20 protein-coding genes and 2 pseudogenes are annotated in these 24,305 nt (G+C 68.9%); 6 read left to right on the top strand and 16 right to left on the bottom strand.

The annotated features are described in order from the left end of the window. Positions 1 to 282: 282 nt before the first annotated feature. Complete coding sequence (locus ACWCQ6_RS08165) at positions 283 to 2,163, top strand: APC family permease (RefSeq protein ID WP_451086661.1); 1,881 nt, start codon at positions 283 to 285, stop codon at positions 2,161 to 2,163. A gap of 397 nt (positions 2,164 to 2,560) precedes the next feature. Here ACWCQ6_RS08165 and ACWCQ6_RS08170 read toward each other — a convergent pair whose 3' ends face one another. The 8 genes from ACWCQ6_RS08170 to ACWCQ6_RS08205 all read right to left on the bottom strand — a co-directional run bounded on the left by ACWCQ6_RS08170 (position 2,561) and on the right by ACWCQ6_RS08205 (position 11,313). Further along, on the bottom strand, positions 2,561 to 2,734 hold the full coding sequence (locus tag ACWCQ6_RS08170; protein WP_451086663.1) for a hypothetical protein: 174 nt from the start codon (positions 2,732 to 2,734) through the stop codon (positions 2,561 to 2,563). A 130-nt stretch (positions 2,735 to 2,864) separates the two neighbouring features. Continuing rightward, the gene (locus ACWCQ6_RS08175; RefSeq protein ID WP_451086665.1) at positions 2,865 to 3,497 is read right to left on the bottom strand and encodes a GNAT family N-acetyltransferase; all 633 of its coding nucleotides are present in this window, start codon (positions 3,495 to 3,497) and stop codon (positions 2,865 to 2,867) included. Further along, entirely contained in the window at positions 3,494 to 3,916 is a 423-nt protein-coding gene (locus ACWCQ6_RS08180; protein WP_451086667.1) for a hypothetical protein, read from the bottom strand. Before ACWCQ6_RS08180 ends, ACWCQ6_RS08175 begins: the two co-directional genes overlap by 4 nt. Positions 3,917 to 3,983: 67 nt before the next feature. After that, positions 3,984 to 4,613: a potassium-transporting ATPase subunit KdpC gene (kdpC, locus tag ACWCQ6_RS08185; protein ID WP_451086669.1), complete on the bottom strand. Its 630-nt coding sequence runs from the start codon at positions 4,611 to 4,613 to the stop codon at positions 3,984 to 3,986. A gap of 34 nt (positions 4,614 to 4,647) precedes the next feature. Next, positions 4,648 to 6,777: a potassium-transporting ATPase subunit KdpB gene (kdpB, locus tag ACWCQ6_RS08190; RefSeq protein WP_451086671.1), complete on the bottom strand. Its 2,130-nt coding sequence runs from the start codon at positions 6,775 to 6,777 to the stop codon at positions 4,648 to 4,650. Continuing rightward, the gene (gene kdpA, locus ACWCQ6_RS08195) at positions 6,777 to 8,441 is read right to left on the bottom strand and encodes a potassium-transporting ATPase subunit KdpA (protein ID WP_451086673.1); all 1,665 of its coding nucleotides are present in this window, start codon (positions 8,439 to 8,441) and stop codon (positions 6,777 to 6,779) included. The genes kdpB and kdpA overlap by 1 nt, the downstream gene beginning before the upstream one ends. A gap of 12 nt (positions 8,442 to 8,453) precedes the next feature. Then, positions 8,454 to 8,543 carry a K(+)-transporting ATPase subunit F gene (gene kdpF, locus ACWCQ6_RS08200; RefSeq protein WP_451086675.1) on the bottom strand — a complete coding sequence of 30 codons (90 nt, stop codon included), beginning with the start codon at positions 8,541 to 8,543 and terminating at the stop codon, positions 8,454 to 8,456. 250 nt (positions 8,544 to 8,793) lie between these two features. Continuing rightward, positions 8,794 to 11,313 (bottom strand): DUF4118 domain-containing protein, encoded by a 2,520-nt coding sequence (locus ACWCQ6_RS08205; protein WP_451086677.1) that lies wholly within the window; start codon positions 11,311 to 11,313, stop codon positions 8,794 to 8,796. A 410-nt stretch (positions 11,314 to 11,723) separates the two neighbouring features. On the opposite strand from ACWCQ6_RS08205, the pseudogene ACWCQ6_RS08210 reads away from it, so the two are divergent. Both ACWCQ6_RS08210 and ACWCQ6_RS08215 read left to right on the top strand, forming a co-directional pair. Beyond that, positions 11,724 to 12,044, top strand: a pseudogene (locus ACWCQ6_RS08210) (amino acid transporter); the annotation flags it as partial. Continuing rightward, positions 12,027 to 12,255, top strand: a pseudogene (locus tag ACWCQ6_RS08215) (amino acid transporter); the annotation flags it as partial. The pseudogenes ACWCQ6_RS08210 and ACWCQ6_RS08215, both read left to right, overlap by 18 nt. A gap of 171 nt (positions 12,256 to 12,426) precedes the next feature. On the opposite strand, the gene ACWCQ6_RS08220 reads toward ACWCQ6_RS08215, so the two are convergent. The 6 genes from ACWCQ6_RS08220 to ACWCQ6_RS08245 form a co-directional block, all read right to left on the bottom strand. Continuing rightward, positions 12,427 to 13,419 (bottom strand): JmjC domain-containing protein, encoded by a 993-nt coding sequence (locus ACWCQ6_RS08220; RefSeq protein WP_451086678.1) that lies wholly within the window; start codon positions 13,417 to 13,419, stop codon positions 12,427 to 12,429. After that, entirely contained in the window at positions 13,364 to 14,233 is an 870-nt protein-coding gene (locus tag ACWCQ6_RS08225; protein ID WP_451086680.1) for a JmjC domain-containing protein, read from the bottom strand. The genes ACWCQ6_RS08220 and ACWCQ6_RS08225 overlap by 56 nt, the downstream gene beginning before the upstream one ends. 90 nt (positions 14,234 to 14,323) lie before the next feature. Then, positions 14,324 to 14,515, bottom strand: coding sequence for a hypothetical protein (locus ACWCQ6_RS08230; protein WP_451086682.1), 192 nt, complete (start codon positions 14,513 to 14,515; stop codon positions 14,324 to 14,326). Between the two features lie 128 nt (positions 14,516 to 14,643). Next, on the bottom strand, positions 14,644 to 14,844 hold the full coding sequence (locus ACWCQ6_RS08235) for a hypothetical protein (RefSeq protein ID WP_451086684.1): 201 nt from the start codon (positions 14,842 to 14,844) through the stop codon (positions 14,644 to 14,646). 158 nt (positions 14,845 to 15,002) lie between these two features. Then, the gene (locus ACWCQ6_RS08240) at positions 15,003 to 15,425 is read right to left on the bottom strand and encodes a secondary thiamine-phosphate synthase enzyme YjbQ (RefSeq protein ID WP_451086685.1); all 423 of its coding nucleotides are present in this window, start codon (positions 15,423 to 15,425) and stop codon (positions 15,003 to 15,005) included. Between the two features lie 293 nt (positions 15,426 to 15,718). Beyond that, positions 15,719 to 15,859 carry a hypothetical protein gene (locus tag ACWCQ6_RS08245; protein WP_451086687.1) on the bottom strand — a complete coding sequence of 47 codons (141 nt, stop codon included), beginning with the start codon at positions 15,857 to 15,859 and terminating at the stop codon, positions 15,719 to 15,721. A gap of 459 nt (positions 15,860 to 16,318) precedes the next feature. On the opposite strand from ACWCQ6_RS08245, the gene ACWCQ6_RS08250 reads away from it, so the two are divergent. Beyond that, the gene (locus ACWCQ6_RS08250; RefSeq protein ID WP_451086689.1) at positions 16,319 to 17,443 is read left to right on the top strand and encodes an NAD(P)-binding domain-containing protein; all 1,125 of its coding nucleotides are present in this window, start codon (positions 16,319 to 16,321) and stop codon (positions 17,441 to 17,443) included. A 12-nt stretch (positions 17,444 to 17,455) separates the two neighbouring features. On the opposite strand, the gene mltG is transcribed toward ACWCQ6_RS08250, so the two are convergent. Together mltG and ACWCQ6_RS08260 are read right to left on the bottom strand one after the other, a co-directional pair. Continuing rightward, on the bottom strand, positions 17,456 to 18,304 hold the full coding sequence (gene mltG, locus ACWCQ6_RS08255; protein WP_451086691.1) for an endolytic transglycosylase MltG: 849 nt from the start codon (positions 18,302 to 18,304) through the stop codon (positions 17,456 to 17,458). A 380-nt stretch (positions 18,305 to 18,684) separates the two neighbouring features. Beyond that, positions 18,685 to 20,490, bottom strand: a complete 1,806-nt coding sequence (locus ACWCQ6_RS08260; protein ID WP_451086693.1) for an ABC transporter ATP-binding protein — start codon at positions 20,488 to 20,490, stop codon at positions 18,685 to 18,687. Between the two features lie 146 nt (positions 20,491 to 20,636). On the opposite strand from ACWCQ6_RS08260, the gene ACWCQ6_RS08265 reads away from it, so the two are divergent. Both ACWCQ6_RS08265 and ACWCQ6_RS08270 read left to right on the top strand, forming a co-directional pair. Continuing rightward, positions 20,637 to 21,080 (top strand): MarR family winged helix-turn-helix transcriptional regulator, encoded by a 444-nt coding sequence (locus ACWCQ6_RS08265; RefSeq protein ID WP_451086695.1) that lies wholly within the window; start codon positions 20,637 to 20,639, stop codon positions 21,078 to 21,080. An 85-nt stretch (positions 21,081 to 21,165) separates the two neighbouring features. Further along, positions 21,166 to 24,117 carry an FAD-binding and (Fe-S)-binding domain-containing protein gene (locus tag ACWCQ6_RS08270; RefSeq protein WP_451086697.1) on the top strand — a complete coding sequence of 984 codons (2,952 nt, stop codon included), beginning with the start codon at positions 21,166 to 21,168 and terminating at the stop codon, positions 24,115 to 24,117. Positions 24,118 to 24,305: the final 188 nt, after the last annotated feature.

Genomic DNA, 24,305 nt, shown 5'->3' on the forward strand with positions numbered 1-24,305 from the left:
GCCGGTCCAGCCGTCGTCCGACGCGCTCGCCCCAGGGGTGGGCCCGCCATCGAGCGCTGCGTCGTCCCGTGCTGCGGACACCGGAGAGCCCGGCCGACCACCACACGCACGTCGACGGATCACTGATGCGGTTCGGGGCAGCTTTGACGCCGTCCTGACCATCGCCGTCAAGAACTCGGGAAAAGACCGGCATGTGGTGCCAAGAACGTGCCAGCACCCGACCCGACCGGCTAAGAACAGGCGCACGCTGAGCGGACTCATGCACGGAGGAGCTCTCACCCCATGTCCGTTCTCAGCTCAGAGTCCAGCGCAGCACCGAGCGCCGAGGTGCCCCCTGGCGACGGGGCCCGTCACAAGCTCACGACCGTTACGGGGCTGGCCGCCCTGTCGCTCGACGCGATGGCGTCGGTGGCGTACGGGCCGGAGGCCATCGTCCTTGTCCTGGCAGCCGCGGGTGGCCACGGGCTCGGCTTCACGCTCCCCGTCACCCTGGCGATCGCCCTGCTGCTGGCGGTGCTCGTCGCCTCGTACCGGCAGGTCATCGCAGCGTTTCCGGACGGCGGAGGAAGTTACGCGGTGGCAAGAACACATCTGGGCCGCCGCACCAGCCTGGTCGCCGCCGCGTCCCTGGTTCTGGACTACGTCCTGAACGTGGCCGTCGCCGTGACCGCGGGCGTGGCAGCACTGACCTCCGCGTTCCCGGAGCTGTACGGCAATCGCTTGTGGCTGTGCCTCGCGGTACTGATCCTGATCACCGCCGTGAATCTGCGCGGGATCGTGGATTCGGCGCGTGCGTTCATCGTGCCGACCACTGTATTCGTCGGAGCGATCTTCGTTCTCATCGTGGTCGGCTTGTTCCGCGACGCCCCGGTGAGTACGGAAGCGGCCGCCGGCCATGCGTCCGTACTCGGCACCAACGCCACCACAGTCGGTGCGTTGCTCCTCCTGAAAGCCTTCGCCTCGGGCTGTTCGGCGCTCACCGGTGTCGAGGCCATCGCCAACGCCGTGCCGTCGTTCCGTGCCCCGGCCGCCCGCCGCGCACAGCGTGCCGAGGTGGCTCTCGGCGCACTGCTCGGCGTGATGCTGATCGGTCTGTCCGTGCTGATCTCCCGGTTCGGGTTGCAGCCGGTCGAAGGCGTGACCGTACTGGCGCAGCTCGCCGACGCGTCTTTCGGGCACAATCTCGCCTTCTACGTCGTGCAGTTCGCCACGATGGTGCTACTGGCCCTGTCCGCGAACACGTCGTTCGGCGGCCTGCCTGTGCTGCTCAAGCTGCTGGCCCGCGACAACTACCTGCCGCATGTCTTCGGGCTCAAGGCCGACCGGCAGGTCCACCGCCACGGGGTCCTCACGCTCGCGGCCGTATCCGCCACGCTCCTGGTCCTCTCCGGGGGCGACACCAACACCCTCGTCCCGCTGTTCGCGATCGGTGTGTTCGTCGGCTTCACCGTCGCCCAGACCGGCATGGTCATCCACTGGCGCACAGTCCGCGGCAGCAAGTGGGCGGGCAAGGCTCTGCTGAACGGTCTGGGCGCGCTCCTGACAGGCGTCAGCGCGGTCGTTGTCACGGCCACCAAGTTCCACGACGGCGCCTGGCTGATCGTCGTCACCCTGCCCCTGCTGGTCGCCGGCTTCGAGTCCGTCCACCGCGCTTACGCAAGGATCGGCGAACGGCTGGGCATCGGCCGCATTCCGGAGCCGCCACACCGCGACCACTCGCTGGTCGTGGTTCCGGTCTCGTCCCTCACCCGGCTCACCAGCGAGGCCCTCACTGCGGCTGTATCCCTCGGCGACGAGGTCCACGCGGTGACGGTCTGCCATCCGGACCTCGAGGACCGGGAACAGACCGAGGCGCTGGAGCGGGACTGGGCACTGTGGAATCCGGGTGTCCCCCTGGTCCGGATCACCTCTGACCGCCGCACGGTCGGCCGCCCGGTCGCCGCGTATGTACGGAAGGTGGCGTCCACCGATCCGGGCATGCGGGTCACCGTGCTCATCCCCGAAGTCGAACCGGCCCATCTGTGGCAGCGGCTGCTGCAGAACCAGCGTGGTGCGGTCGTCGCCCACGCCGTCCGGCACGAAACGAACGCGGTCATCTGCCGCCTGCGGTTCCGGCTCCTGGACGGTTGCGCCGATCTGCCCACAGGCCTCAACCCACGGTAGTCGCCTCGCGTCAGCTCGGCTCTGCCGGGGATCCCGGAGTTGTCGAGGTCAGCCGCTGAAGGCCCGCCAAGACTTCGGCGGTCGGGGTCGGCGGTCCGGCCCGCGCGACCTGGGCGGCCGGAGGCGGAACCTGCTCGCCGTAACAAGGACAGAGCGACATGAAGTCAAGCTCACGCACAGTAGGACACTGCGTGTCTCAGGGTTGTCCCGTGATCCCCGGTGGATCAGTGCGCGGCGTCGGACGTGGTGCATCGCAAGGCGGAGGGACGTCCGCATACGGGATGTATGCGGACGTTCCGGCAAGGCGGCGAGGAGGGGGTCTCCCCTGTTCGAGCGCAGCCGAGAGCTTGGGGAAGTAGCTGTCGTCGCGCGCCCGCCGGGGATTGCGGGACAGACCTCAGGGCCGGTAGACGAGATCGATCACCATGGCGATGATCAGCGCCCATACGCCGATACCGAGGAGCCATTGGGCTTCGAGCACGGCGCCGACGGCGATAACGGTCAGACCGGCCGTACCGAGTGCACGTACGTTCCGGCGCATCCCGCGGTCAGGGAACCAATCGGTGGTCACAGGGCAACAATCCTGCGGATTGCCCGCCATCGCGAGCAGCCCGAGGAATTTCTGTTGGTTTCTTGACATCCGGTGGCCCTGACGCGTGGAAGTCCGAAGAGCCGGCTCTGCCCGCCCCCGGACTCCCTGATCAGATCCTGTCCTCGGCGCGCGGCGAGTGTGCGGGGTTCGGGAGGCGCGACGCGGTGGGCATCCCAGTTGTGCAGTGGTCGTACCCGCGTTGCAGCCGGAATCCGTCGGTCCAGGCGGGGAGGCGGGTGCGGCGATCGCCGCGTGAGCAGGACAGGCTCGCGGTGCGGACGCGGGCGGAGATGTCCTCGCACGGACCGGCGACGCAGGCGCGGGCGAGGTGCTCGCGCCGGCGGTCGGGGACGGTGGCGCATGCGATGTCCTCATACACGCTGCCGCGGAAGTACGTGCAGGCCACGGCGAGGATTCTGCCCTTGTGGAAGGCAGCCCGGCCATACCCGGAAGCAGCGAGCCCCGCCGGGCCGTCCCAACTTGCGTGGATCCATGCCGCTGTCCACCCCAGCGCGGCAAGTGCCCGCGCATCCTCGCGTGCGAGCGGGCGCACCGTCACGCCGTGCCATGACCGCCGCACCGGTGGGGATACGGCCGGTTCATGCTTCAGCCCAGGCCCGGGGCGGCGCCCCCACTCGCCGCACGTCTGGTCGCTGTGACCCTGGCCAACCAGGTCGGGGCAGAGCTCGATGCGACCGGCCACGCCCGCACTTGACGGCGAGAGGCACTGCAGACCTGTCACCGACTCGCGATTGCGACGAGAAGCAGCGTGACCGAGAGCAGCACGACGAGGGCGCCCCCCGCGATGAATACGCGTTCAGGACCCGAGCGGTCCCAGCCGTGGACGACGACGTTTCGCGGGTCGGCCGGATCGTAGGAGACGAGCACGTTGTCACCATGCTTGAGCGGGTGTCGCCGGGTGGCGGGAACGGGAGAGACGACTTCCATCACCCTGTCGTCCTCCGTCACGAACTGGAGGAGCGGCTGCGGGGCCGACTCCTCATGGGTCGCTCCCGGGCGTCGCTTGACGAGCGCCTGGACACGCACACCGGTATCTCTCGCCCGCCGTGCCTGGTGCAGGCCGTAGGCCCCGGCGAGGACGGCGAGCATGCCGCCGAACGCGGTGGTCCCCGCAAGTACGGCCACGGCTCCCACGTCCACGTCACGCCCCTCGCCTGCACACTTCCTCGCCTCGGCCGTCCTCACATCGGCCCCCCACACATTCTGGTCATGTCAGCCTGGCCAGATCGTGGTTGAGCTCGACGACATTGACGCGTTCCTGACCCAGGAAACCGAGAACACGTCCCTGGACGTGTCGGGCGACCAGGGTCCTCACCTTGGCGGGAGCGAGGTGGCGGGCCTTCGCGACGCGGTCCACCTGTTCATAGGCGTAGGCCGGGGAAATCGCCGGGTCGAGTCCCGAGCCGCTGGCGGTGACGGCGTCCACCGGGACGGACGCGGGCTGGACGCCGTCGAAGGCGGCGACGGCGGCGCGGCGGTCCTGGACGGTCTTGATCAGGTCGGTGTTGTTCGGGCCCAGATTGGATGCACCGGAGTTCGAGGGGTCGTAGCCGCCGGCAGACGGGCGGGGCTGGAACCACTTGGGATCGGGGCGCAGTGCCTCTGTCTCGTCATGGGGATTCTTCTTCGGCAGGGAGAAGTTCTGGCCGATCAGGCTGGAGGCCACCGGCCTTCCGTCCGTCGTCAGCAGGGAGCCGTTGGCCTGGTGGGAGAGACCGGCCTGGGAGATGCCGGTGACGAGCAGCGGATACGCGATGCCGGTGATCACGGTGAAGGCCAGCAGTATCCGCAAAGCGGTCAGATGGTGCCGGAGTACGGGGGGAAGGTGGTTGCGCACCCTGGAATCGCCTTTTCTCTCGTCGGGCCGTCTGTCAGCGCAGGCCGGGGATGAACTGGATGAAGAGATCCAGCAGCTTGATGCCCACGAAGGGCAGTACCAGCCCGCCGAGCCCGTACATCCAGATGTTGCGGCTGAGCAGTGTCGCTGCGGAGGACGGCCGGTAGCGCACGCCCCGCAGCGCCAGCGGAATCAGGGCGACGATGATCAGTGCGTTGAAGACGATCGCCGAGGCGATCGCCGACATCGGGCTGTGCAGTCGCATGATGTTGAGCTTGTCCAGGCCGGGATAGACCACGGCGAACATCGCGGGGATGATCGCGAAGTACTTCGCGACGTCGTTGGCGATCGAGAACGTCGTCAGGGCACCGCGGGTGATGAGGAGCTGCTTGCCGATCTCGACGATCTCGATCAGCTTCGTGGGGTTGGAGTCCAGGTCCACCATGTTCCCGGCCTCCTTGGCGGCCGAGGTTCCCGTGTTCATGGCTACGCCGACATCGGCCTGGGCGAGCGCCGGCGCGTCGTTGGTGCCGTCGCCGGTCATCGCGACGAGCTTGCCACCCCCCTGCTCGCGCTTGATGAGAGCCATCTTGTCCTCGGGCGTGGCCTCGGCGAGGAAGTCGTCGACACCGGCCTCCTCGGCGATGGCCTTCGCGGTCAGCGGGTTGTCGCCGGTGATCATGACCGTCTTGATGCCCATCCGGCGCAGCTCGTCGAACCGCTCCCGCATGCCCTCCTTGACGACGTCCTTGAGGTGGATGACACCGAGGATGCGGGCGCCGGGCGCGTCGCCGTGCCGGGTCACCGCGCCGACGACCAGCGGGGTGCCGCCGCTCGCGGAGATGCCGTCGACGATGCCGCCGACCTCTGCCGTGGGATGGCCGCCGTTGTCACGGACCCAGCGCATCACTGCCGTCGCCGCCCCCTTGCGCAAGGACAGGTTCTCCTGAGGATCGTTGAGGTCGACACCGCTCATCCGGCTCTGAGCGGTGAAGGGTACGAACCGTGCCTGGGCCAGTTCACCTTCACTACGGCCGCGTAGCGCGTACTGCCGCTTGGCGAGGACGACGATCGAGCGGCCCTCGGGTGTCTCGTCGGCGATCGACGACAGCTGGGAGGCGTCCGCGAGTTCCTCGGTACTCACTCCGTTCACCGGCAGGAACTCGGCGGCCTGGCGGTTGCCGAGGGTGATGGTGCCGGTCTTGTCGAGCAGGAGGGTATTGACGTCGCCCGCGGCCTCCACCGCACGCCCGGACATCGCCAGCACGTTGCGCTGCACGAGCCGGTCCATGCCCGCGATACCGATCGCCGAGAGCAGCGCACCGATCGTCGTGGGGATGAGGGCCACCACGAGGGAGACAAGGACGACGATGGTCTGCTCCGCCCCGGCGAAGACGGCGAAGGGCTGCAGGGTCGCCACCGCGATCAGGAAGATGATCGTGAGGGATGCCAGCAGGATGTTGAGCGCGATCTCGTTCGGCGTCTTCTGCCGCGCGGCCCCCTCCACGAGTGCGATCATCCGGTCGATGAAGGTCTCCCCCGGCTTCGAGGTGATCTTCACGACGATCCGGTCCGAGAGCACTTTGGTACCGCCCGTGACGGCTGACCGGTCGCCGCCCGACTCGCGGATCACCGGTGCCGACTCGCCCGTGATGGCCGATTCGTCGACGCTGGCGATGCCCTCGACCACATCTCCGTCGCCGGGGATGGTCTGCCCGGCCTCGACGACGACGTGATCCCCCAGACGGAGAACGACGCCCGGAACCTCCTGCTCCGCGGCATCGGTCGCGCCTGGCTGCCAGTCGGTGAGACGACGGGCCATCGTCGTCGTCCTGGCCCGGCGGAGCGTCTCCGCCTGGGCCTTGCCGCGTCCCTCGGCCACAGCTTCGGCGAGGTTGGCAAAGACGGATGTCAGCCAGAGCCACCCCGTGATCACCCAGGCGAAAACACTTGGTGCTCTGATGGCCGACAGCGTGGTCAGCACCGCCCCGACCTCCACCACGAACATGACAGGGTTGTGGACCATCACTCTCGGATCCAGCTTGCGCAGGGCGTCGGGGAAGGAGGTCAGAAGCTGCCTGGGATCGAGCAGTCCGCCCGAGACCCGGTGCTGCTGACGTCCGGCGCCCGGCGGGGTGGGTGCGGGAGTGACGGTCGTGGGCATCAGTGCAGGCCCTCCGCGAGGGGTCCGAGCGCGAGCGCGGGGAAGTAGGTCAGACCGACAACGATGACGATCACTGCGGTCAACAGCCCGACGAACTGCGGCCGGTGAGTGGGCAGGGTGCCCGCGGTGACCGGAACGGGTTGTTGCTGTGCAAGCGAGCCGGCGAGCGCCAGGACGAACACCATCGGCAGGAACCGGCCGACGAGCATGACCACACCGAGTGTGGTGTTGTACCAGACGGTGTTCGCGCTCAGCCCTGCGAACGCCGAGCCGTTGTTGTTCGCAGCCGACGCGAAGGCGTACAGGACCTCGGAGAAGCCGTGCGGGCCGGAATTGAGCATGGCCGCCCTCTCCCCCGGGAGCGCCATCGCCAGGCCCGCGCCCACCAGTGCGACTACGGGCGTGGTCAGGATGTAGAGGGAGGCGAACTTCATCTCCCGGCTCCGGAGCTTCTTGCCCAGGTACTCGGGTGTCCGGCCGACCATCAGTCCGGCGACGAAGACCGCGACGATTGCCAGGATCAGGATCCCGTAGAGCCCGGATCCGGCGCCGCCCGGCGCGATCTCCCCCAGCATCATGTTGAAGATCGTCATTCCGCCGCCGCCCGGCGTGTACGAGTCGTGGAAGGAGTTGACCGCTCCGCACGACGTGAGGGTGGTGGACACAGCGAACAGGGTCGAGGCCCAGATCCCGAACCGCGTCTCCTTGCCCTCCATCATTCCGCCGGCCGCGTGACCGGCGGTGCTGCTGACGCTGTGCAGCTCGTTGGCGGTGACGATGGCGACCGACGCGCCCCAGATCAATGCCATCACGGCGACGATGGCATATCCCTGGCGGTTGTCACCGACCATCGTCCCGAAAGTCCGCGGGAGCGAGAACGCGAGCACCAGCATGAGGTAGATCTCGATCAGGTTGGTGAAGGCGTTGGGGTTCTCGAAGGGGTGCGCGGAGTTCGCGTTGTAGAAACCACCGCCGTTGGTACCCAGTTCCTTGATGGACTCCTGGGAGGCGACTGGGCCTCCGGTCAGGCCCTGGTGCCCGCCCGCGATGGTGGTGATGTCATGGATTCCGTGAAAATTCTGAACGGTACCGGCAGCCACCAGAACGATCGCGAAGACGAAAGCCAGCGGCAGCAGAACTCGAAGCACAATCCGTGTCAGGTCCACCCAGAAATTCCCGACGCGATCGGTCTTCTTCCGGTTGAAGCCCCGGATCAGTGCGGCGACGACGGCGATACCCACGGCCGCGGAGACGAAGTTCTGCACCGCGAGGCCCGCCATCTGGACCAGATGCCCCATCGCCGACTCACCGGAATACGACTGCCAGTTGGTGTTGGTGACGAAGGATGCCGCGGTGTTGAACGACTGGTCCGTGGAAACCGGCTTCATTCCCAGGGACAGCAGGAGATGGTTCTGCAGGCGCAGGAACGCGTACAGGAACAGCACCGATACGACCGAGAAGGCCAGGATGCTCCGCAGGTAGACCGACCACTTCTGGTCGGCATCTCCGTTCACTCCGCCTGCCCGGTAGATCAAGCGCTCAGCCCGCCAATGGTGATCAGTGGTCAGGACACGGGCCATGTAGCCGCCCAGCGGGCGGAATGAGAGACCCAGCGCGACCACCAGGGCAAGTACCTGGAGCCAGCCCGCGAGGGTGTCGTTCATCCGGGATTTCTCCTAGAACTTCTCGGGGAAGAGCAGGCAGATGACCAGGTAGATCACCAGGCACGCGGCAACGGCCAGGCCGACGACGTTTTCCACGCTCACAGGCGTCCGACCCCCTTGGCGGCCAGGCCGAGAAGGGCGAACACCACTACCGTGAGGCCGATGTACACGATGTCCGACATGCGCGAAGAACCTCGCAGAATCATGCGGGACAGGACTTTCAGACCCTCCCGGCTGGCCTATGGAGTTGATCCGGAATACGAGATCGATCCACTTCTGACGCTATATCAGTTGGCGTCGGAATTGCTTTGCAGCCCTGTGCGCCGATGGGATGACCGTGAAGTGCGTGGATTCACTGGTTGCGGCCGGATGTCGCGGAGCCGCCGGGCGCGGAACTCGGAAGAGTGAGCATCACCGAGAATCCGCAGCTCTCCGCGGCCGTCTCCATGGTCCCGTCCATGGCCTCGGCCAAGTCGCGCGACAGCCGGACAGCCAGGCTGTCGGCCCTGGGACCCAGAGCCCGAAAAGCCGCGGGGCTCAGTTCCGGGCCCCGGTCGGGCGTGCCGTCCTCCACTCGAATCTGCACGCGGCCGACCTGGACCTCGGCGGTGACGACGGGGGGCCGGTCCGACGGGCTGTGCCGCAATGCATCTGCCCCCAGGGCGGTCAGAGCACGGGTGAGGAGAGCGGCGTCGGCGATCACGTCGGGCAGCTGTTCCGGCAGGCGCAGAATGATCGAGTGGCCGCCGGGCCCCAGGTCGTCCAAGGCGGCGCCCAGCATCTCGTTGAGGTCGACCGGGCGGAGGTAGAGATCGAGTGCCCCGGCGTGCAGACGACTCACATCGTCGAGATCAGTGACCAACTGCGCCGCACGGTGCACCGCCGCGCGGGCAGAGTCCAACAACTGTGCCTCCTCCGGGACAGTCGCCCCGGAGCCTCGACGCCTCAGACGTACGAGCGCTTCTTCGGCCGTGTGCAGCGGAGCACGCAGATCACGTCCTGCCGCGAGAAGCAGGGACGCCCGGGTCCGTTCGGCGTCGGCGAAGATGTCCGTGCCGTCGGAACACCCGGCGATCCTCCCCCGAGCATGCGCCAGCCCCAGTTCAGCGGCGCATGCAGCGAGGACGCGTCGGTCCTCCGTACTCAGTCCCGATCCGCGCACGGCCAGCGTGAGATCGTCGTCGACGGGGCTCTCCACATCCGCCTCATAGGGCTTTTCCGGCGGCCGCTCCCCGGCACTGGCGACCACATACCAGCGGGGCACGGGAGATGCTTCCGGATCCCTTTCGAGCAGGCTGATCGCACTGAGACCGAAGTTCTCCCGGATCTGTTCCACCAGTGCCGTCAGATCCTGGCCACGCATCATGGCGGCAGCCAGGCGGCTCAACGCCCTCGCCTCGGATGTCGCACGTACAGCTTGGTGCGTGCGCTGGGCAGCCGTTCCCGCTGCCGTGCCGACGAGAGCGGCCGTGGCAATGAACACGACGAGTGCGGTAATCGCGTCAGGGCGCTCGATGGCCAGCGAGTGCACCGGGGCGATGAAGTAGTAGTCGGCGAGCAGGGCGGCGGCAATGGCCGCGAGCAGCGCGGGGTAGAGCCCTCCGACCAGGGCGACCACGACGACGGCGAGCAGATAGATGACCAGGGCGCCGGCGAGGTCGAGGTGGCCGCGCACCGAGGTCAGCAGGAGCGTCAGTACAGGCAGCAGCACCACGGCACCGGCCAACGCAGCCCAGTACCGTCTTGGGCCCGTGCCACGGCTCGGATGCGGAAGCCTCAACACAGCAGACCCCGCTGCCTCCCTGTGGGTGACAATGTGCACGTCGATGGGGCCGGACCCCTTGATCGTCCGCTCTCCCACACCTGCTCTCAGGAGGGAGGCAAGGCGACCGTGCCGGCTCGCGCCCAGCACGATCTGGGTGACGTTCTCTGCCTCGGCGAACTGGAGCAGGGCATCGACAACATCCTCGCCCGTGGTCTGGTGGTAGCTGCCGCCGAGCGACTCCAGAAGGGTGCGCTGGGCGTCCAGTACTGCCGGTTCGACGCCGGCGAGTCCGTCCTCCAGGACCACGTGGAGGGCCAGCAACTCGGTTCCGGGGGTGCGAGCGCTGATCCGCGCGGCACGGCGGATCAGCGTCTCGCCCTCCGGTCCGCCGCTCAGGGACACCAGGATGCGCTCCCGGGTCTCCCAGGGGGCGACAATGCCGTGTTCCGCGCGGTAGCGCTGCAGCCCTTCCTCCACCCGGTCGGCCAGCCACAGCAAGGCGATCTCGCGCAGGGCGGTGAGGTTGCCGACCCGGAAGTAGTGAGTGAGGGCGGACTCGATGCGGTCCGGCGCATAGATGTCGCCATGGACCATGCGGCGGCGGAGCACCTCCGGTGGCAGGTCGACCAGTTCGATCTGGTCGGCCCGGCGGGCCACCTCGTCGGGCAGGGTCTCCCGCTGCGTGACGCCCGTGATCTGCCGTACCACGTCGTTGAGGGACTCCAGGTGCTGGACATTGAGCGTGGTGACAACATCGACGCCGACGTCCAGGAGCTCCTCCACGTCCTGCCACCGCTTGGTATTGCGGGCTCCCGGAACGTTGGAGTGGGCCAGCTCGTCGACCAGTGCGACCTGGGGGCGGCGGGCCAGCACCGCGTCGAGATCCATCTCGGTGAAGAGCGCACCGCGGTGGCTCAGCGTACGGCGGGCCACCGTCTCCAGACCGTCGGCCATGGCCGCGGTCGGCCGACGACCATGCGGCTCGACGAAGCCGACGACCACATCCGCACCCCGTGCACGCAGCCGCTGCCCCTCGGCAAGCATGGCGTACGTCTTCCCGACCCCGGGGGCGGCCCCGAGGTAGATCCGCAACCGTCCACGTGCCACCGGCGGACTCCTGCCCAGGTCACCCCCCTGCCGTGTTCGCGCCCTTCCATGGTGCGCCCGTCGAAGCCGTTCCACTCGACGACACCGGCGGCCATGATGCCGGGATGTCTGGCCGTTGTCCGCGCCGGGCCCACAACGCCTGTACGGGGCGTCGTCAGCGACTCCGGTACAGATGCCCGCGCCGCCCCATGAGCCCGGGTCCAGGGCATTCGCGCTGACCTCACCGGGGCATGCGCGCGCTTCGGAGGTCGAACGAAGCGTGTGGGCGCGGATACGTTTCCGCCCGGTACGGGAAGCCCTCGGCTGCGGATCGTTCCGTGCGTACGCTGATGCGGCCGTCTCCTCGATGGCCTGCGCCGTTCGCTTCGCCGCATGTCAGAAGCACAACGATGGCCACCCCCGCCCACGAGCCGCCGGGTCGCCTGCGCGCGTGGATGTCGGAAGGCCTGTCCGGCATTGCCGGACACCAGCAGGGGGCCGCACGCCAAGCCCGAGTTCGCGGACAAGGGGCAGCGGCGGTGGCGGGCGATGTGCCTGATCTGCGTCGGCTACTTCTCCACACTGGGCTATCAGCCGGGCTTCGCCACGCTCGCGGCCGGACTGCTGTCCCCTGTAGCACCATCGTGCTCGTGATCGTCACGCTGGAGGGCGCACTCCCGGTCTACCGACGGGTGGCCGAGAAGAGCCCGCACGGCGAGGGCTCGATCGCGGTGCTGGAGCGGCTGCCCTCCGTCCCCAACGCCCTGGCCGCCCTGCTCCTGCACGTCCGCGACCTCACCGGACACAACCCGCATCTACTTCGAGTGGACCGAGGGCAATCCCTTCACCAACCTCCTGCGCCTCTTCCTCTTCGGCCAGGGCGAGGTCGCCCCCGTCACTCGCGAGGTCCTCCGCGAAGCCGAACCCGACCGGGCCCGCCGCCCCCGTGTCCACGTCGGATGAGCCGGCCGCGCACTGCGCGGCAAGGCCGACCGGGCGCTCGTCCGCACCGGAACCTGCGAGGACACACGCGCCCAGCGCGGAGAGTCTCGTCGCCCTCATCATGGGCCGGCCGCGCTCCCGAGTCCAGGCCGGCGCCTCCACCTCCCCTCTCGCCTCGCCCCAACAACCAGGTCAGCCCAGAAGTGCGCTCAACGAACCCTCGGTGGTGTGCTGTTCGCGGCGCATCGCACCCCGGGCCAGATGTACCAGCTCTCCCGGCGTGAGGCCGTTGAGCGTGCGGCGAAAATGCGCGACGAGGTCGCTCGCGGCGCCGGTCAATGCTGCATCATCGTTGGGCCGGGCGGGCAGTCCGTCACCGTCCAGCAGGAGTGCCTCAAGAACGGCGTACAAGTGGGCGGAGCCGGCCTCGCGGACCGTGAACGAGAGGTGAGCAGAAGCGCTCCCACCGGTGGCTTCGGCCACATGCGCGAACCCCCTTGGTACGTAAAGGACTTCGCCCTGACCCAGAACCACGTCCAACAGCACATCGCCCGGATCGCCGTCCACGCGCTCGGGCTGCCAGTTCCCGCCGGGCGGTCCCGGATACACACGCCACCGCTTCGAGCCGTGTACCTGCACAGCCAGCACGTCGGCGTCGTCGCGGTGCACGGGACGGCCCTGCGTCCCCGGCGGGGTGAGAAAGAAGAACGCCTCAACCTGGCGTTGAAAACACTCCGCGAGCCCGTCTGCCAGTTGCCGCACCCCCGCGTGCCACTGGTCGACGTACCGCAGAAGGAGCGTGGCACCCTCCTCACCGATCAGCCGGCGCACCGCCCCGGCATCCACGTAGCGGTTGTCGATCCCGCCCAGGACCACTCGGGGGGTACAGTATCGCTCCTCCGGTACAGGACCATCCTCGTGAACGAGCGTCGCGTAAGGGATGGTGAGAAGACCTGCATCCAGGATCCTGTCCAGCTCGGCGACCGTCAGCATCTCCATCAGGGGTGTGCCGGGATGCAGTACGGCGGGTGTGCGGCGCCACAGGGTGTGATGAAAAGCCTGCTCGTCGTCCACGAATTGCGCAAGCGGGTCCATCGTTGCCTCTCCACGTTCCATGCCGTCGGCGTGATCAGACGGACTGGCGGTTGCTGTACGCACGCGGTCGTGCCCGGCCGATGACATCATCCGGGGTGACTGCGTCGAGCCGCGCGCTGAGATGGTCCAAGAGGTCGGCTGCGGTGCGGAGCAGGGCGTCATCGTCCAGGGGACGGCCCGGCAGAGCCAGGCCTTCGACGATCCTCGTCAGCAGAGCGGTACGCAGATGCTCCGCGCCGGCTTCCCTCACCACCACTGTCAGATGAGCCGACGAGGAGTCGCCCACGGCGGTGGCGGTGTGCGCGAAGCCTCTCGGCACGTACAACACTTCACCGGCCTCAAGGACCGTGTCCAGCAGTGGCGCTCCCGGATTCTCCTCGCGGACCGGCGCCCAGTCGCCGTCGGCCGGACCCGCGTAAACCTGCCAGTGCTTGGCCCCGCTGAGCTGGATCGCCAGCAGGTCTCCGTCGTCCCGATGCACCGGACCCCGGCGGCCGGGACGACTCAGGAAGAAGAACGCCTCGACAAGCCGGCCAAGCCGCTCGGCAACGCCCCTCGTGAGTTCACGCACCGGGGGATGCCATTGGTCGATGTAACGGAACTGCAGGGTTGCCCGTTCCTCATCGATCAGTCGTCGGACCGCCGCCGCGTCAACGTACCCCTGGACAGGGCTCCCGGTGATGACGCGCATCGGACAGAAGCGCTCGTCGGCGATGCTCCCCTGCGCGGTGTACAGGCCGACATACGGAACGCGCAGCAGCCCCGCGTCGAGGAGCGCGTCCATGTCCGAGAGCGTCAGCACCTCCAACGGCGGGTCCTGCGGCCGCAGGAGCACCGGTTCCTTCCGCCAATACGTACCCAGGAGCTGCTCCACGTTCGGTACGCACCGTTCCAGCCAGTCCATTTCCGTCCCTCTCCGAGCGGACCCGCCGGTGTGAGCACCGGCGGGTCCCGGACGCGCTTGTGCGCACTCGTGTGTGCGTCGGTCAGCCGATCAGATGACGTCGGGGTAGCAATCCCCGCACCCGGCCTCGATCTTCTGGTCCGAGGTCGGGGACGCGGCGGCATCTCCGACGGACGGCACGAAGAGCGCCCCTCCGGCAACGGCAAGCGCCGCCACACTCAGCGCAGCACGCTTGGAGATCTCCGCACGCTTCAACGGCTCTACGGCCTGGGAATACGACATGACAACTCCCTTCCCCGGCAGCGGTTTCCTCCGCACCCGGGTGTTCGCTCGGCCCCGGTTCCGAGGCCGAGACCGATCTTGCGTCGGCCCGAGTACGGAGGAGAAGCAGCGCTGACGTATTCCATACGTCACTTACGGATCTCTGATGCGCCCTCTTCTCCCCAGCCGGTGCCCTGTGCTGAGAGTTGCAGCAGTCGTCGTACGTCGTGGCAGAGGGTGACAGCGAGGTGGGTGCGGGGGCGTTCGTAGCGGTGGTGGAGTCTGCCGTAGCCGGTCAGCCAAGGTATGGTCCGCTCGATGCCCCGGCTGGCGTTCGGGGGATGATGCAACCAGCTTCACCCGCGACAGCCGCCGCACTCCGAGCAGGTATTTGCCGCATCCGTCATAGGGACGCCCGATCACGTGTGGGTCCGTACCGCACAATTTTCTCTCCGTTCGCGCACGCATGGTGCGGAGAATCGGCGGCACACCCCCGGGAGCGTCTCGGTCAGGCGAGGAAGCTCAGACGCACCTGCCGGTGGTCTTTGGACATATTCGTGTCGACCAGGCACACCGACTGCCACGTCCCCAGCTCCAGTCGGCCCCCGATCACCGGAAGCGTCGCGTGCGGTGGGACCAGTGCGGGCAGTACGTGGTCGCGGCCGTGGCCCGGGATGCCGTGGCGGTGTTGCCAGCGGCCGTCGGCGGGCAGCAGGGTGTGGAGTGTGGCCAGGAGATCGTCGTCGCTGCCGGAGCCGGTTTCCAGGACGGCGATGCCTGCGGTCGCGTGCGGTACGAAGATGTTGAGGAGACCGTCCCTGGAACCGGCGTTCCGGGTGAGGAACCGCTCGCAGTCGGCCGTCAGATCGGTGACGGTCTCCGTCGTTCCTGTGGTGATGTGCAGAACGGTGGTGGCGAAGGCGTGGGGCATGCGCCCATCTTCTCGCCTGTAAAGCGAGATCGCTCTTCCACTTGCCGAGACACCATTAACCGATTCCGTGATGGATCGCTCCGTTCAGCGCCTCACCTGCGCGCTGTGCCCCGTTGGCTCCGGTGCGCCGTCGGGCCACGCCGGCTTCCTGATGTACCAGGTCCGGGAGTTCTCCTGAGACTGCCGGAAAGGCCCGAACGGTCGGTTGCCTTGCGAGCGTTGGAAGGGGTCGGGCTCAGCGAGCGGGCCGGGGCTTGGCCAGGATGATCTCCGGCGGTGAGGCACAGCGCGCCTCACCGGCCCGCGCGCTGGTGAGTGAGCCGGATCTGCTGCTCGACGAACCGTTCGGCGCACTCGACGTGTTGACCAGCATCAGGGCGCAGCGGCTGGCGGCCGGGCTCCGGCAGCGGCGCGGGTGCTGTACTGCTGGTCACCAACGATGTGGACGAGGCGCCGCCGCAGGCCGACCGCACGCCGGTGATGCGGGACGGAGCGTTCGCGTACGAGCCGCCCGTCGCCCTGGCACCGGCCGCGCAGCGCGAGCAGTTCCGGATTCGCCGCACTGCGCCCCCGGCTGCTGACGGAACCGGGTGTCGAGGGCAATGCCGTCGAGAACGCGAAGCCGGCTGAGGCAGCAGCTCCTGCCTCCCCTCTGCCCCGCCCCCTGCTTCCCCTCTGCCCCGCTCGTGCACTTCGCCGCTGCTCAATGCACCTGCCGCGAACGGCCGGCCGGTATCCGCACCGGGCGGGGCACCGTTACTGGTCGCCGCAGGGCCGTGACCGGTCGGCCCGCGGGGTGGGGCGGTGCGTCTTCGCGTCGACCTGCGCGGGCCGGTGGGAAAAGCCGCAGTCGGTCGGGGAAGATCCTCGACCCCGTCAGAGTTAGTAGAAGCGTGAACAACTTTGGGGTGGACGCAGCACGCAAGATCGATGTCGTCGTGATCGGCGCCGGACAGGCCGGACTGTCCGGCGCCTACCATCTGCGCCGCACCGGCCTGGAGCCCGATCGCGACTTCGTCGTGCTGGACCATGCCCCGCACCCCGGCGGCGCCTGGCAGTTCCGCTGGCCCTCGCTGACGTACGGCAAGGTCCACGGCATGCACTCCCTGCCCGGCATGGATCTCACCGGAGCGGACGACGACCGGCCCTCCTCCGAGGTGATCGGCGCGTACTTCGCCGCGTACGAGCGCACCTTCGGCCTGCGGGTCCACCGCCCCGTCGAGGTGAGCGCGGTACGTGAGGGCGCCGACGGGCGGCTGCTCGTCGAGACCTCCGAGGGTGCGTACGCCACCCGTGCCCTGATCAACGCCACCGGCACCTGGGGCCGGCCGTTCTGGCCTCGCTACCCGGGCCAGGAGAGCTTCCGGGGGCGCCAACTGCACACCGCGAACTACCCGGGTCCGGCCGCATTCGCCGGACAGCGCGTGGTGGTGGTCGGCGGCGGTGCCTCCGGTACGCAGCATCTGATGGAGATCGCCGAGGTGGCGGCCGAGACGTACTGGGTGACGCGACGGCCGCCGGTCTTCCGGGACGGCCCCTTCGACGCGGACCGGGGGCGGGCCGCGGTGGCACTGGTGGAGGAGCGGGTACGGCGCGGGCTGCCGCCGCAGAGCGTGGTGAGTGTGACCGGATTGCCGCTGACGGACGCGGTGCGGCGCGCCCGCGAGACGGGCGTGCTGGACCGGCTGCCGATGTTCGACCGGATCACGCCCGCCGGGGTCGCCTGGGACGACGGCCGGACGGTCGAGGCGGACGTCATCCTCTGGGCCACCGGATTCCGGGCCGCCATCGATCATCTCGCGCCCCTGAAGCTGCGCGAGCCGGGCGGCGGCATCCGGGTCGAGGGCACCCGGGCAGTACGGGACGCGCGCATCCATCTCGTCGGGTACGGGCCGTCCGCCAGCACGATCGGCGCCAACCGGGCGGGGCGGGACGCGGTGCGCGCGATCGGCCGACTGCTGGACGGGCAGGACCTGGCAGTGGAGGCCGATGCGGCGCTCACGCCCGCGGTGGTGTGACGGCGCGGGCGCTCAGCCGGCGGACGCGCTGCGCTGGTTGCGATTGAACTCCTCGACGTTCTTCTGGTGTTCCGTGTAGCTGCTGGTGAAGCGGGTGTCCCCGGGCGCGACCGTGACGAAGTAGAGCCAGGCTCCGGGAGTGGGGTTGATCGCCGCCGTCATCGCCTGCTCCCCCGGGTTCCCGATGGGTGTGGGCGGCAGCCCTTTGCGCTCATAGCTGTTGTACGGGCTGTCGATCTTCGTGTCGCCCTCGGTGGTGTGCAGGGTGCTGCGGTTCAGCGCGTAGTTGAGCGTGGAGTCCATCTGGAGCGGCATGCCCCGGTCCAGCCGGTTGTAGACGACTCTGGCGACCTTGCCCATGTCGGCCACGGTGTCCGCCTCGGCCTGGACGATGCTCGCGATCGTCACCGTCTGGTACACCGAGACCCCGTTGCGCCGTGCACCCTCGGCGATGTGGTCCGCATCGAAGTGCTGGACCGCGGTGTCGGCCATGTACTCGAGCAGGCTCTGCGGGGTCGTGCCGGAGGTCACGGGGTACGTGGCAGGGAAGAGGTAGCCCTCGGGATTGCCCTTCGCCGCGGCCGGGAGCGGCAGGTCCGCCGCGCCGGCGGCCTTCTCGGTGGTCCCGGGCTCGGCCGCGAGGGCCTTGTCGACCGCCGCATACACCTGGGATGCCCGCCACCCCTCGGGAATCAGGAGCGAGCGGGCCCGCTCGACCTGCGGCCCCCTCGTCAGCAGCGGCACAAGCACCGCCGCCGCCACGACCAGGACGAGCAGGATGCCGATGAACAGCACCAGACGGCCCCGCCGCATCGGGCGAAGCCTGCGACGGGGCGGGGTGTCCGGGGACTCGTTCGCCATGCGGGCACGCTATCCCGCCGTCCGGAACCGGGGCCCGACGACACGGGCCCCGCACTCCCCGAATGGAACACACGAACAAGCGATCGGATGTTCGCTAGAACGCGTGATCGTTCCGCTTTTCGTTGCTCAACTCCCCTGCGGCACGGGATGATTACAGGGCGCAAGCGGCGGGCTGCAGACCGCAACTGCGCTGTCCCACATATGCATCACGTACAAGGAGAAACACCGAATGAACGTCATCACCAACCTGCTCGCCGGCATCGTCCACTTCGTGGGTTGGCTCATCTGACCGTTGCTCCGCCCGGCGCCGTCGCTCCCCGTCCCACGGGAGCGGCGGCGTCGCCGCGTGTACGGCCCGACGGTCCGCCCGGTCGCGTCGATCAGCTTGTCGCGGGGGTCAGTCGGGTGTCCCGTCGGACCAGCTCGGCATAGCGGCCGTCCTGTTGGAGCAGTTCCTCGTGGCTCCCGCGCTCGGCGGTGCGGCCGCCGTCCAGGACGACGATCTGGTCGGCATCGCGGACGGTGGAGAGCCGGTGCGCGATGGTGATGGTCGTACGCCCCTCGGACAGCGCGTCGATCGCTTCCTGTACGGCGAGTTCCGTACGGGTGTCGAGGGCGCTCGTCGCCTCGTCGAGCACCAGGACGGGCGGGTCGCGCAGAATCGTGCGAGCGATCGCGAGGCGCTGCTTCTCACCGCCGGAGAAACGGTAGCCGCGCTCGCCGACAAGGGTGTCGTAGCCGTCGGGCAGTGAGGCGATGTGGTCGTGGATCTGTGCCGCGCGGGCCGCCGCCTCGATCTCGGCGTCGGTCGCGTCCGGCTTGGCGAAGCGCAGGTTGTCGGCGACGGAGGCGTGAAAGAGGTAGGTCTCCTGGGAGACCACGCCCACGGCTCTCGCCAGTGTGTCGAAATCCAGATCGCGTACATCGACTCCGTCGAGCGTGACCCGGCCGCCGGTGACGTCGTAGAGCCGGGGCACCAGATAGCTGAGCGTGGACTTGCCGGATCCGGTCGGTCCGACGACCGCCAGGCTGCCGCCGGCCGGGACGGTCACATCGATGCCGCTGAGGGTCGGACCGCTCTTCTCGTCGTAGCTGAAGTCGACGTCCTCGAAGCGGACCTCGCCGCGGATCGTGTCCAGCCGGACCGGGTTCTCGGGCTCGGCGATGTCCACGTCGAGGTCGAGGTACTCGAAGATCCGCTGGAAGAGGGCGAGGGACGTCTGTATGTCCACCCCGGTGGAGAGCAGGCTCACGGCGGGCCGGAGGAGGCCCTGCTGGAGCGAGACGAAAGCGACGAGGGTGCCGATGGAGACGGCGGGTCCGCCGGACTGCAGGGCGAGGCCGGCCGCCCAGTAGATGACGGCGGGCATGGCGGCCATGACGATGCCGATCGTGGACATCCGCCACCGCCCGGCCATGCTGGAGCGCACTTCGAGGTCGACGAGCTTCTCGGACTCCTCGGCGAAGCCCTTGGTGAGGGAGTCCGCGCGGCCCATCGTCCGGCCGAGCAGGATGCCGCTGACGGAGAGCGACTCGGTGACCGTGGCCGCCATGGCGGCCATCTGCTTCTGGCGCCGGGTGGTGATCTTCTTGCGCTCGCGGCCGACCCGGCGGCTGATCCAGACGAAGACCGGCAGCAGCAGGAGCGAGACCAGGGTGAGCCGCCAGTCGAGCGCCAGCATGGCGACGACCGTGGCGACGACTGCGGTGAGATTGGAGACCAGTGACGTCGCGGTGGAGGTGACGGTCGCCTGCATGCCGCCGATGTCGTTGGCGATGCGGGACTGGACCTCGCCGGTGCGGGTCCGGGTGAAGAAGGCGAGCGGCATCCGCTGCAACTGGGCGTAGACGGCGGTGCGCAGGTCGTGCATGACCCGCTGGCCGACCGTGGTGGAGATCAGGGTCTGCAGGACACCGAAGACGCTGTTCGTCACGGCGGTGAGGATCATGCCGAGGGCGAGCAGCGACAGCAGCCCCGTACGCCCCTGGGGGATGGCGGTGTCCAGGATCTCGCGCAGCAGGAAGGGCGAGGCGACCGACACCAGCGACGAGGCGCCGACGAGCAGTCCGACCAGCGCTAGCCGGCCTCGGTAGGGACGGAAGAGGCGCAGGATGCGGCGCACCTCGGCGGGTGGACGGTTCGCGTCCTTCGGCGGGGGTGTCCAGTTGATCGCGTCGGGTTTCATGGGCTCCTTCGTCGGGTGTGCGGCGGCTGCGACTCGAGCGGGGTCCGGCAGGGCTTCGAGCAGCGAATCGAGCGAGCGGATTTTTGGGAGACTAGCTCATTGTTACCTATGCTCACAATGAACGGTGTCCTGATATTGTTCCCTCCATGGACTCCTCCGACGTCGACGGCGTGCTCGCCGAGCAGCTGCTGCGGGTGACCCGCAGGCTCCAGCGGATCCAGAGCCGCCAGCTGGAGCCGATGGGCATCACTCCCGCGCAGTTCCGGCTGCTGCGGGCCGTCGCGCATTACGACGGCCCGCCCCGGATGGCCGATCTCGCGCAGCGTCTGGACGTCGTCCCGCGCGCCGTGACCACCCTGGTCGACGGCCTGGAGACGAGCGGACGGGTGCGTCGCGCCCCCGATCCGGACAGCCGCCGGGTGGTCCGCATCGAGATCACCGAGGAGGGCCTCGCCACCCTCCGGTCGCTGCGCGACGCGCGACGCGCCGCCGCAGAGGAGATCCTGGCCCCACTGACCGCCGATCAGCGCGAGGTGCTCGGCGGGCTGCTGTCCGCTCTGGTCAACGGAATGCCGGAGCGCCGCTGTTAGAACACGGCACGGACACGCCTGCCCCCGCCGGGTGACGCGCGTCCGCCGCCGTGGTACCGAACCGAACCGCCGAGGAGACCTCGACATGCCACTGCTGGAGCCGAAGCCGGAAGCACTCCGCCCCGAAGCGGTGCGGACGCCATCCGTGGACCGGGTCCCCGACCGGCAGGCTCCGGGCACGCCCGAACCGCTGCGCGGCGACCTGATCGCCCTGCTCGGGCCGGAGAAGGTGCTGTGGAAGGTGTCCGACCTGGTGAAGTACGCCTCCGACGCCAGCCCCTACCGCTTCGTCCCCCAGGTCGTCGTGGTCCCGGAGGACATCGACGACATCTCGGCGGTCCTGTCGTACGCGCACGGAAGGGGCCGTGAGGTCGTCTTCCGGGCGGCCGGCACCAGCCTGAACGGCCAGGCCCAGGGCGAGGACATCCTGGTCGACGTCCGCCACCACTGGGCGGGCATCGAGGTCCTGGACGACGGCGCGCAGGCCCGCATCCGGCCGGGTACGACGGTCGTGCGGGCCAATGCCGCCCTCGCCCGGCACGGCCGGCTGCTGGGCCCCGACCCGGCCAGCGCCATCGCCTGCACAATCGGCGGAGTCGTCGCCAACAACGCCTCGGGGATGACGGCGGGCACGACCCGCAATTCGTACCGCACGGTCTCCTCCCTCACCTTCGTGCTGCCGAGCGGCACCGTCGTCGACACGGCCGACCCGGCCGCGGACGAGGACCTCGCCCGCGCCGAGCCGCGCCTGTGCGAGGGGCTGCTGGCCCTGAAGGCGGAGATCGAGGCGGATGCCGCGCTCACCGCCCGGATCCGCGCCAAGTACGAGATCAAGAACACCAACGGCTACCGCCTCGACGCCTTCCTGGACGGCTCGACACCGGTCCAGATCCTGCGCGGTCTGATGGTCGGTTCCGAGGGCACCTTCGGTTTCATCTCCGAGGTCGTCTTCGACACGCTGCCACTGGACCGCCGGATCTCCACGGCCCTGCTGTTCTTCCCGTCACTGACCGCGGCAGCGGCCGCCGTGCCCCGATTCAACGAAGCGGGGGCGATCGCCGTCGAGCTGATGGACGGCAATACGCTGCGCGCTTCGGTGAGCGTCCAGGGCGTGCCGGCGGACTGGGCCGAGCTGCCCAAGGAGACCGCGGCACTCCTGGTGGAGTTCCGGGCCCCGGACGAGCACGGCCAGGAGGCGTACGAGCGGGCGGCGGCGGCCGTCGTCGAGGAGCTCGAACTGGTCGCGCCCGTCCCCTCGGTGACCAATGGGTTCACCCGCGACGCCAAGGTCATCTCCGGTTACTGGAAGGCCCGCAAGGCATTCGTCACCGCGGTCGGCGGCTCCCGCCCCTCGGGTACGACTCTGATCACGGAGGACTTCGCGGTGCCGCCCTCCCGGCTGGCAGAAGCCTGCGCAGCCCTGCTCTCGCTCCAGGCGGAACACGGCTTCGACGCCGCCGTGGCGGGTCACGCGGCACACGGCAACCTCCACTTCCTGCTCGCCTTCGACGCGGCGAAGCCGTCCGACGTCGACCGCTACGCCGCGTTCATGGACGACTTCTGCCGGCTGACGGTAAAGCGTTTCGACGGCTCGCTGAAGGCCGAGCACGCCACCGGCCGCAATATCGCCCCCTTCCTGGAGCTGGAGTGGGGCCCCAGGGCGACCGAGTTGATGTGGCGCATCAAGCAGATCATCGACCCCGACGGCGTCCTGGCCCCCAGGATCGTCCTCGATCGCGATCCGAAAGCCCATCTGCGCGGGCTCAAGACCATCCCCGAGGTCGAGGCGGTCGCCGACCCCTGCATCGAGTGCGGTTTCTGCGAGCCCACCTGCCCCAGCCACGACCTGACCACGTCCCCGCGCCAGCGGATCGTGCTGCGCCGGGAGATGATGCGGCAGCCCGGCGGCTCCCCGGTGGAGACGCAACTGCTCGACGCCTACGGCTACGACGCCGTCGACACCTGTGCGGGCGACTCGACGTGCAAGCTCGCCTGCCCGGTGGGCATCGACACCGGCGCGATGATGAAGGACTTCCGCCACCGGCGGCACTCGCAGCGCGAGGAGCGGATCGCGGCGCTCACGGCGAAGAACTTCAAGGCGGTGGAGGCGGCGGCGCGGCTCGCGGTGGCCGCGGCCGACCGGATCGGCGACCGGCTCGGCGACGGACCGCTGGAGACCATCACCTCTCTCGCCCGCAAGGCCGTGCGCCCCGACCTGGTGCCCGAGTGGCTTCCGGAGATCCCCGGCGCCGCCGCCCGCAAGCTGCCCCGCACCTCCCGTGTCGGGGCGAGCGCGGTCTACTACCCGGCGTGTGTGAACCGCATCTTCGGCGGCCCCGAGGGCCATCGCGGTCCATCGCTGCCGCAGGCCGTCGTCGCCGTCTCCGCCCGCGCCGGAAAGCCGGTATGGATTCCGGAGGATGTCGCGGGAACCTGCTGCGCGACGATCTGGCACTCCAAGGGGTACGACGAGGGCAACACCGTGATGGCCAACCGCATCGTGGAGGCGGCCTGGGGCTGGACGGCCGGCGGAAAGCTCCCGCTGGTCGTCGACGCCTCGTCGTGCACCCTGGGCATCGCCCATGAGGTGGTGCCGTATCTCACCGACGACAACCGGGAGCTGCACCGGGAGCTGACCATCGTCGACTCCCTGGTCTGGGCGGCCGACGAGCTGCTTCCGGAGCTGACGGTCCTCCGGAGGACCGGTTCGGCGGTCCTGCATCCGACGTGCTCCATGCAGCATCTGGACGATGTGCAGCAGTTGCGTACGGTCGCGGAGGCCTGTGCCGAGGAGGTCGTGATCCCTGACGACGCCGGCTGCTGTGCCTTCGCGGGCGACCGGGGCATGCTGCACAAGGAGTTGACGGCCTCGGCGACGGCGAAGGAGGCCGCCGAGGTGAACGGGCGCAAGTACGACGCCTATCTCTCGGCCAACCGGATGTGCGAGATCGGCATGGACCGGGCGACGGGCCACTCGTACTACTCGGTGCTGATCGAACTGGAACGGGCCACCCGGCCGGGGGCTGTTGTGCGCTGATCACGAGGGCCGCCGGCCCCCGTAGTCGCCCTGGATCGCCGGGCGGGCTCGAGATCTTCGAGCCCGCCCGGCGTTTTCGCGCAACCACGAAAGTCCATGGTTTCGAAACGGGAGTCCAATCGCTCCCCTTGCGCAACGGCAGACCCAACTACCAAGGTCCTTACCGAGGTTCATTCACCAGCCGCGCA

Source organism: Streptomyces sp. NPDC001880 (assembly GCF_053594575.1).

Bases quoted from the DNA above. Each gene is read 5' to 3' on its own strand.
- kdpA (WP_451086673.1), bottom strand. From the start codon at position 8,441: ATGAACGACACCCTCGCGGGCTGGCTCCAGGTACTTGCCCTGGTGGTC.
- ACWCQ6_RS08230 (WP_451086682.1), bottom strand. From the start codon at position 14,515: ATGTCGTATTCCCAGGCCGTAGAGCCGTTGAAGCGTGCGGAGATCTCC.
- ACWCQ6_RS08260 (WP_451086693.1), bottom strand. From the start codon at position 20,490: ATGAAACCCGACGCGATCAACTGGACACCCCCGCCGAAGGACGCGAAC.
- mltG (WP_451086691.1), bottom strand. From the start codon at position 18,304: ATGGCGAACGAGTCCCCGGACACCCCGCCCCGTCGCAGGCTTCGCCCG.
- ACWCQ6_RS08270 (WP_451086697.1), top strand. From the start codon at position 21,166: ATGCCACTGCTGGAGCCGAAGCCGGAAGCACTCCGCCCCGAAGCGGTG.
- ACWCQ6_RS08165 (WP_451086661.1), top strand. From the start codon at position 283: ATGTCCGTTCTCAGCTCAGAGTCCAGCGCAGCACCGAGCGCCGAGGTG.
- ACWCQ6_RS08220 (WP_451086678.1), bottom strand. From the start codon at position 13,419: ATGATGTCATCGGCCGGGCACGACCGCGTGCGTACAGCAACCGCCAGT.
- kdpB (WP_451086671.1), bottom strand. From the start codon at position 6,777: ATGCCCACGACCGTCACTCCCGCACCCACCCCGCCGGGCGCCGGACGT.
- ACWCQ6_RS08225 (WP_451086680.1), bottom strand. From the start codon at position 14,233: ATGGACTGGCTGGAACGGTGCGTACCGAACGTGGAGCAGCTCCTGGGT.
- ACWCQ6_RS08265 (WP_451086695.1), top strand. From the start codon at position 20,637: ATGGACTCCTCCGACGTCGACGGCGTGCTCGCCGAGCAGCTGCTGCGG.
- ACWCQ6_RS08240 (WP_451086685.1), bottom strand. From the start codon at position 15,425: ATGCCCCACGCCTTCGCCACCACCGTTCTGCACATCACCACAGGAACG.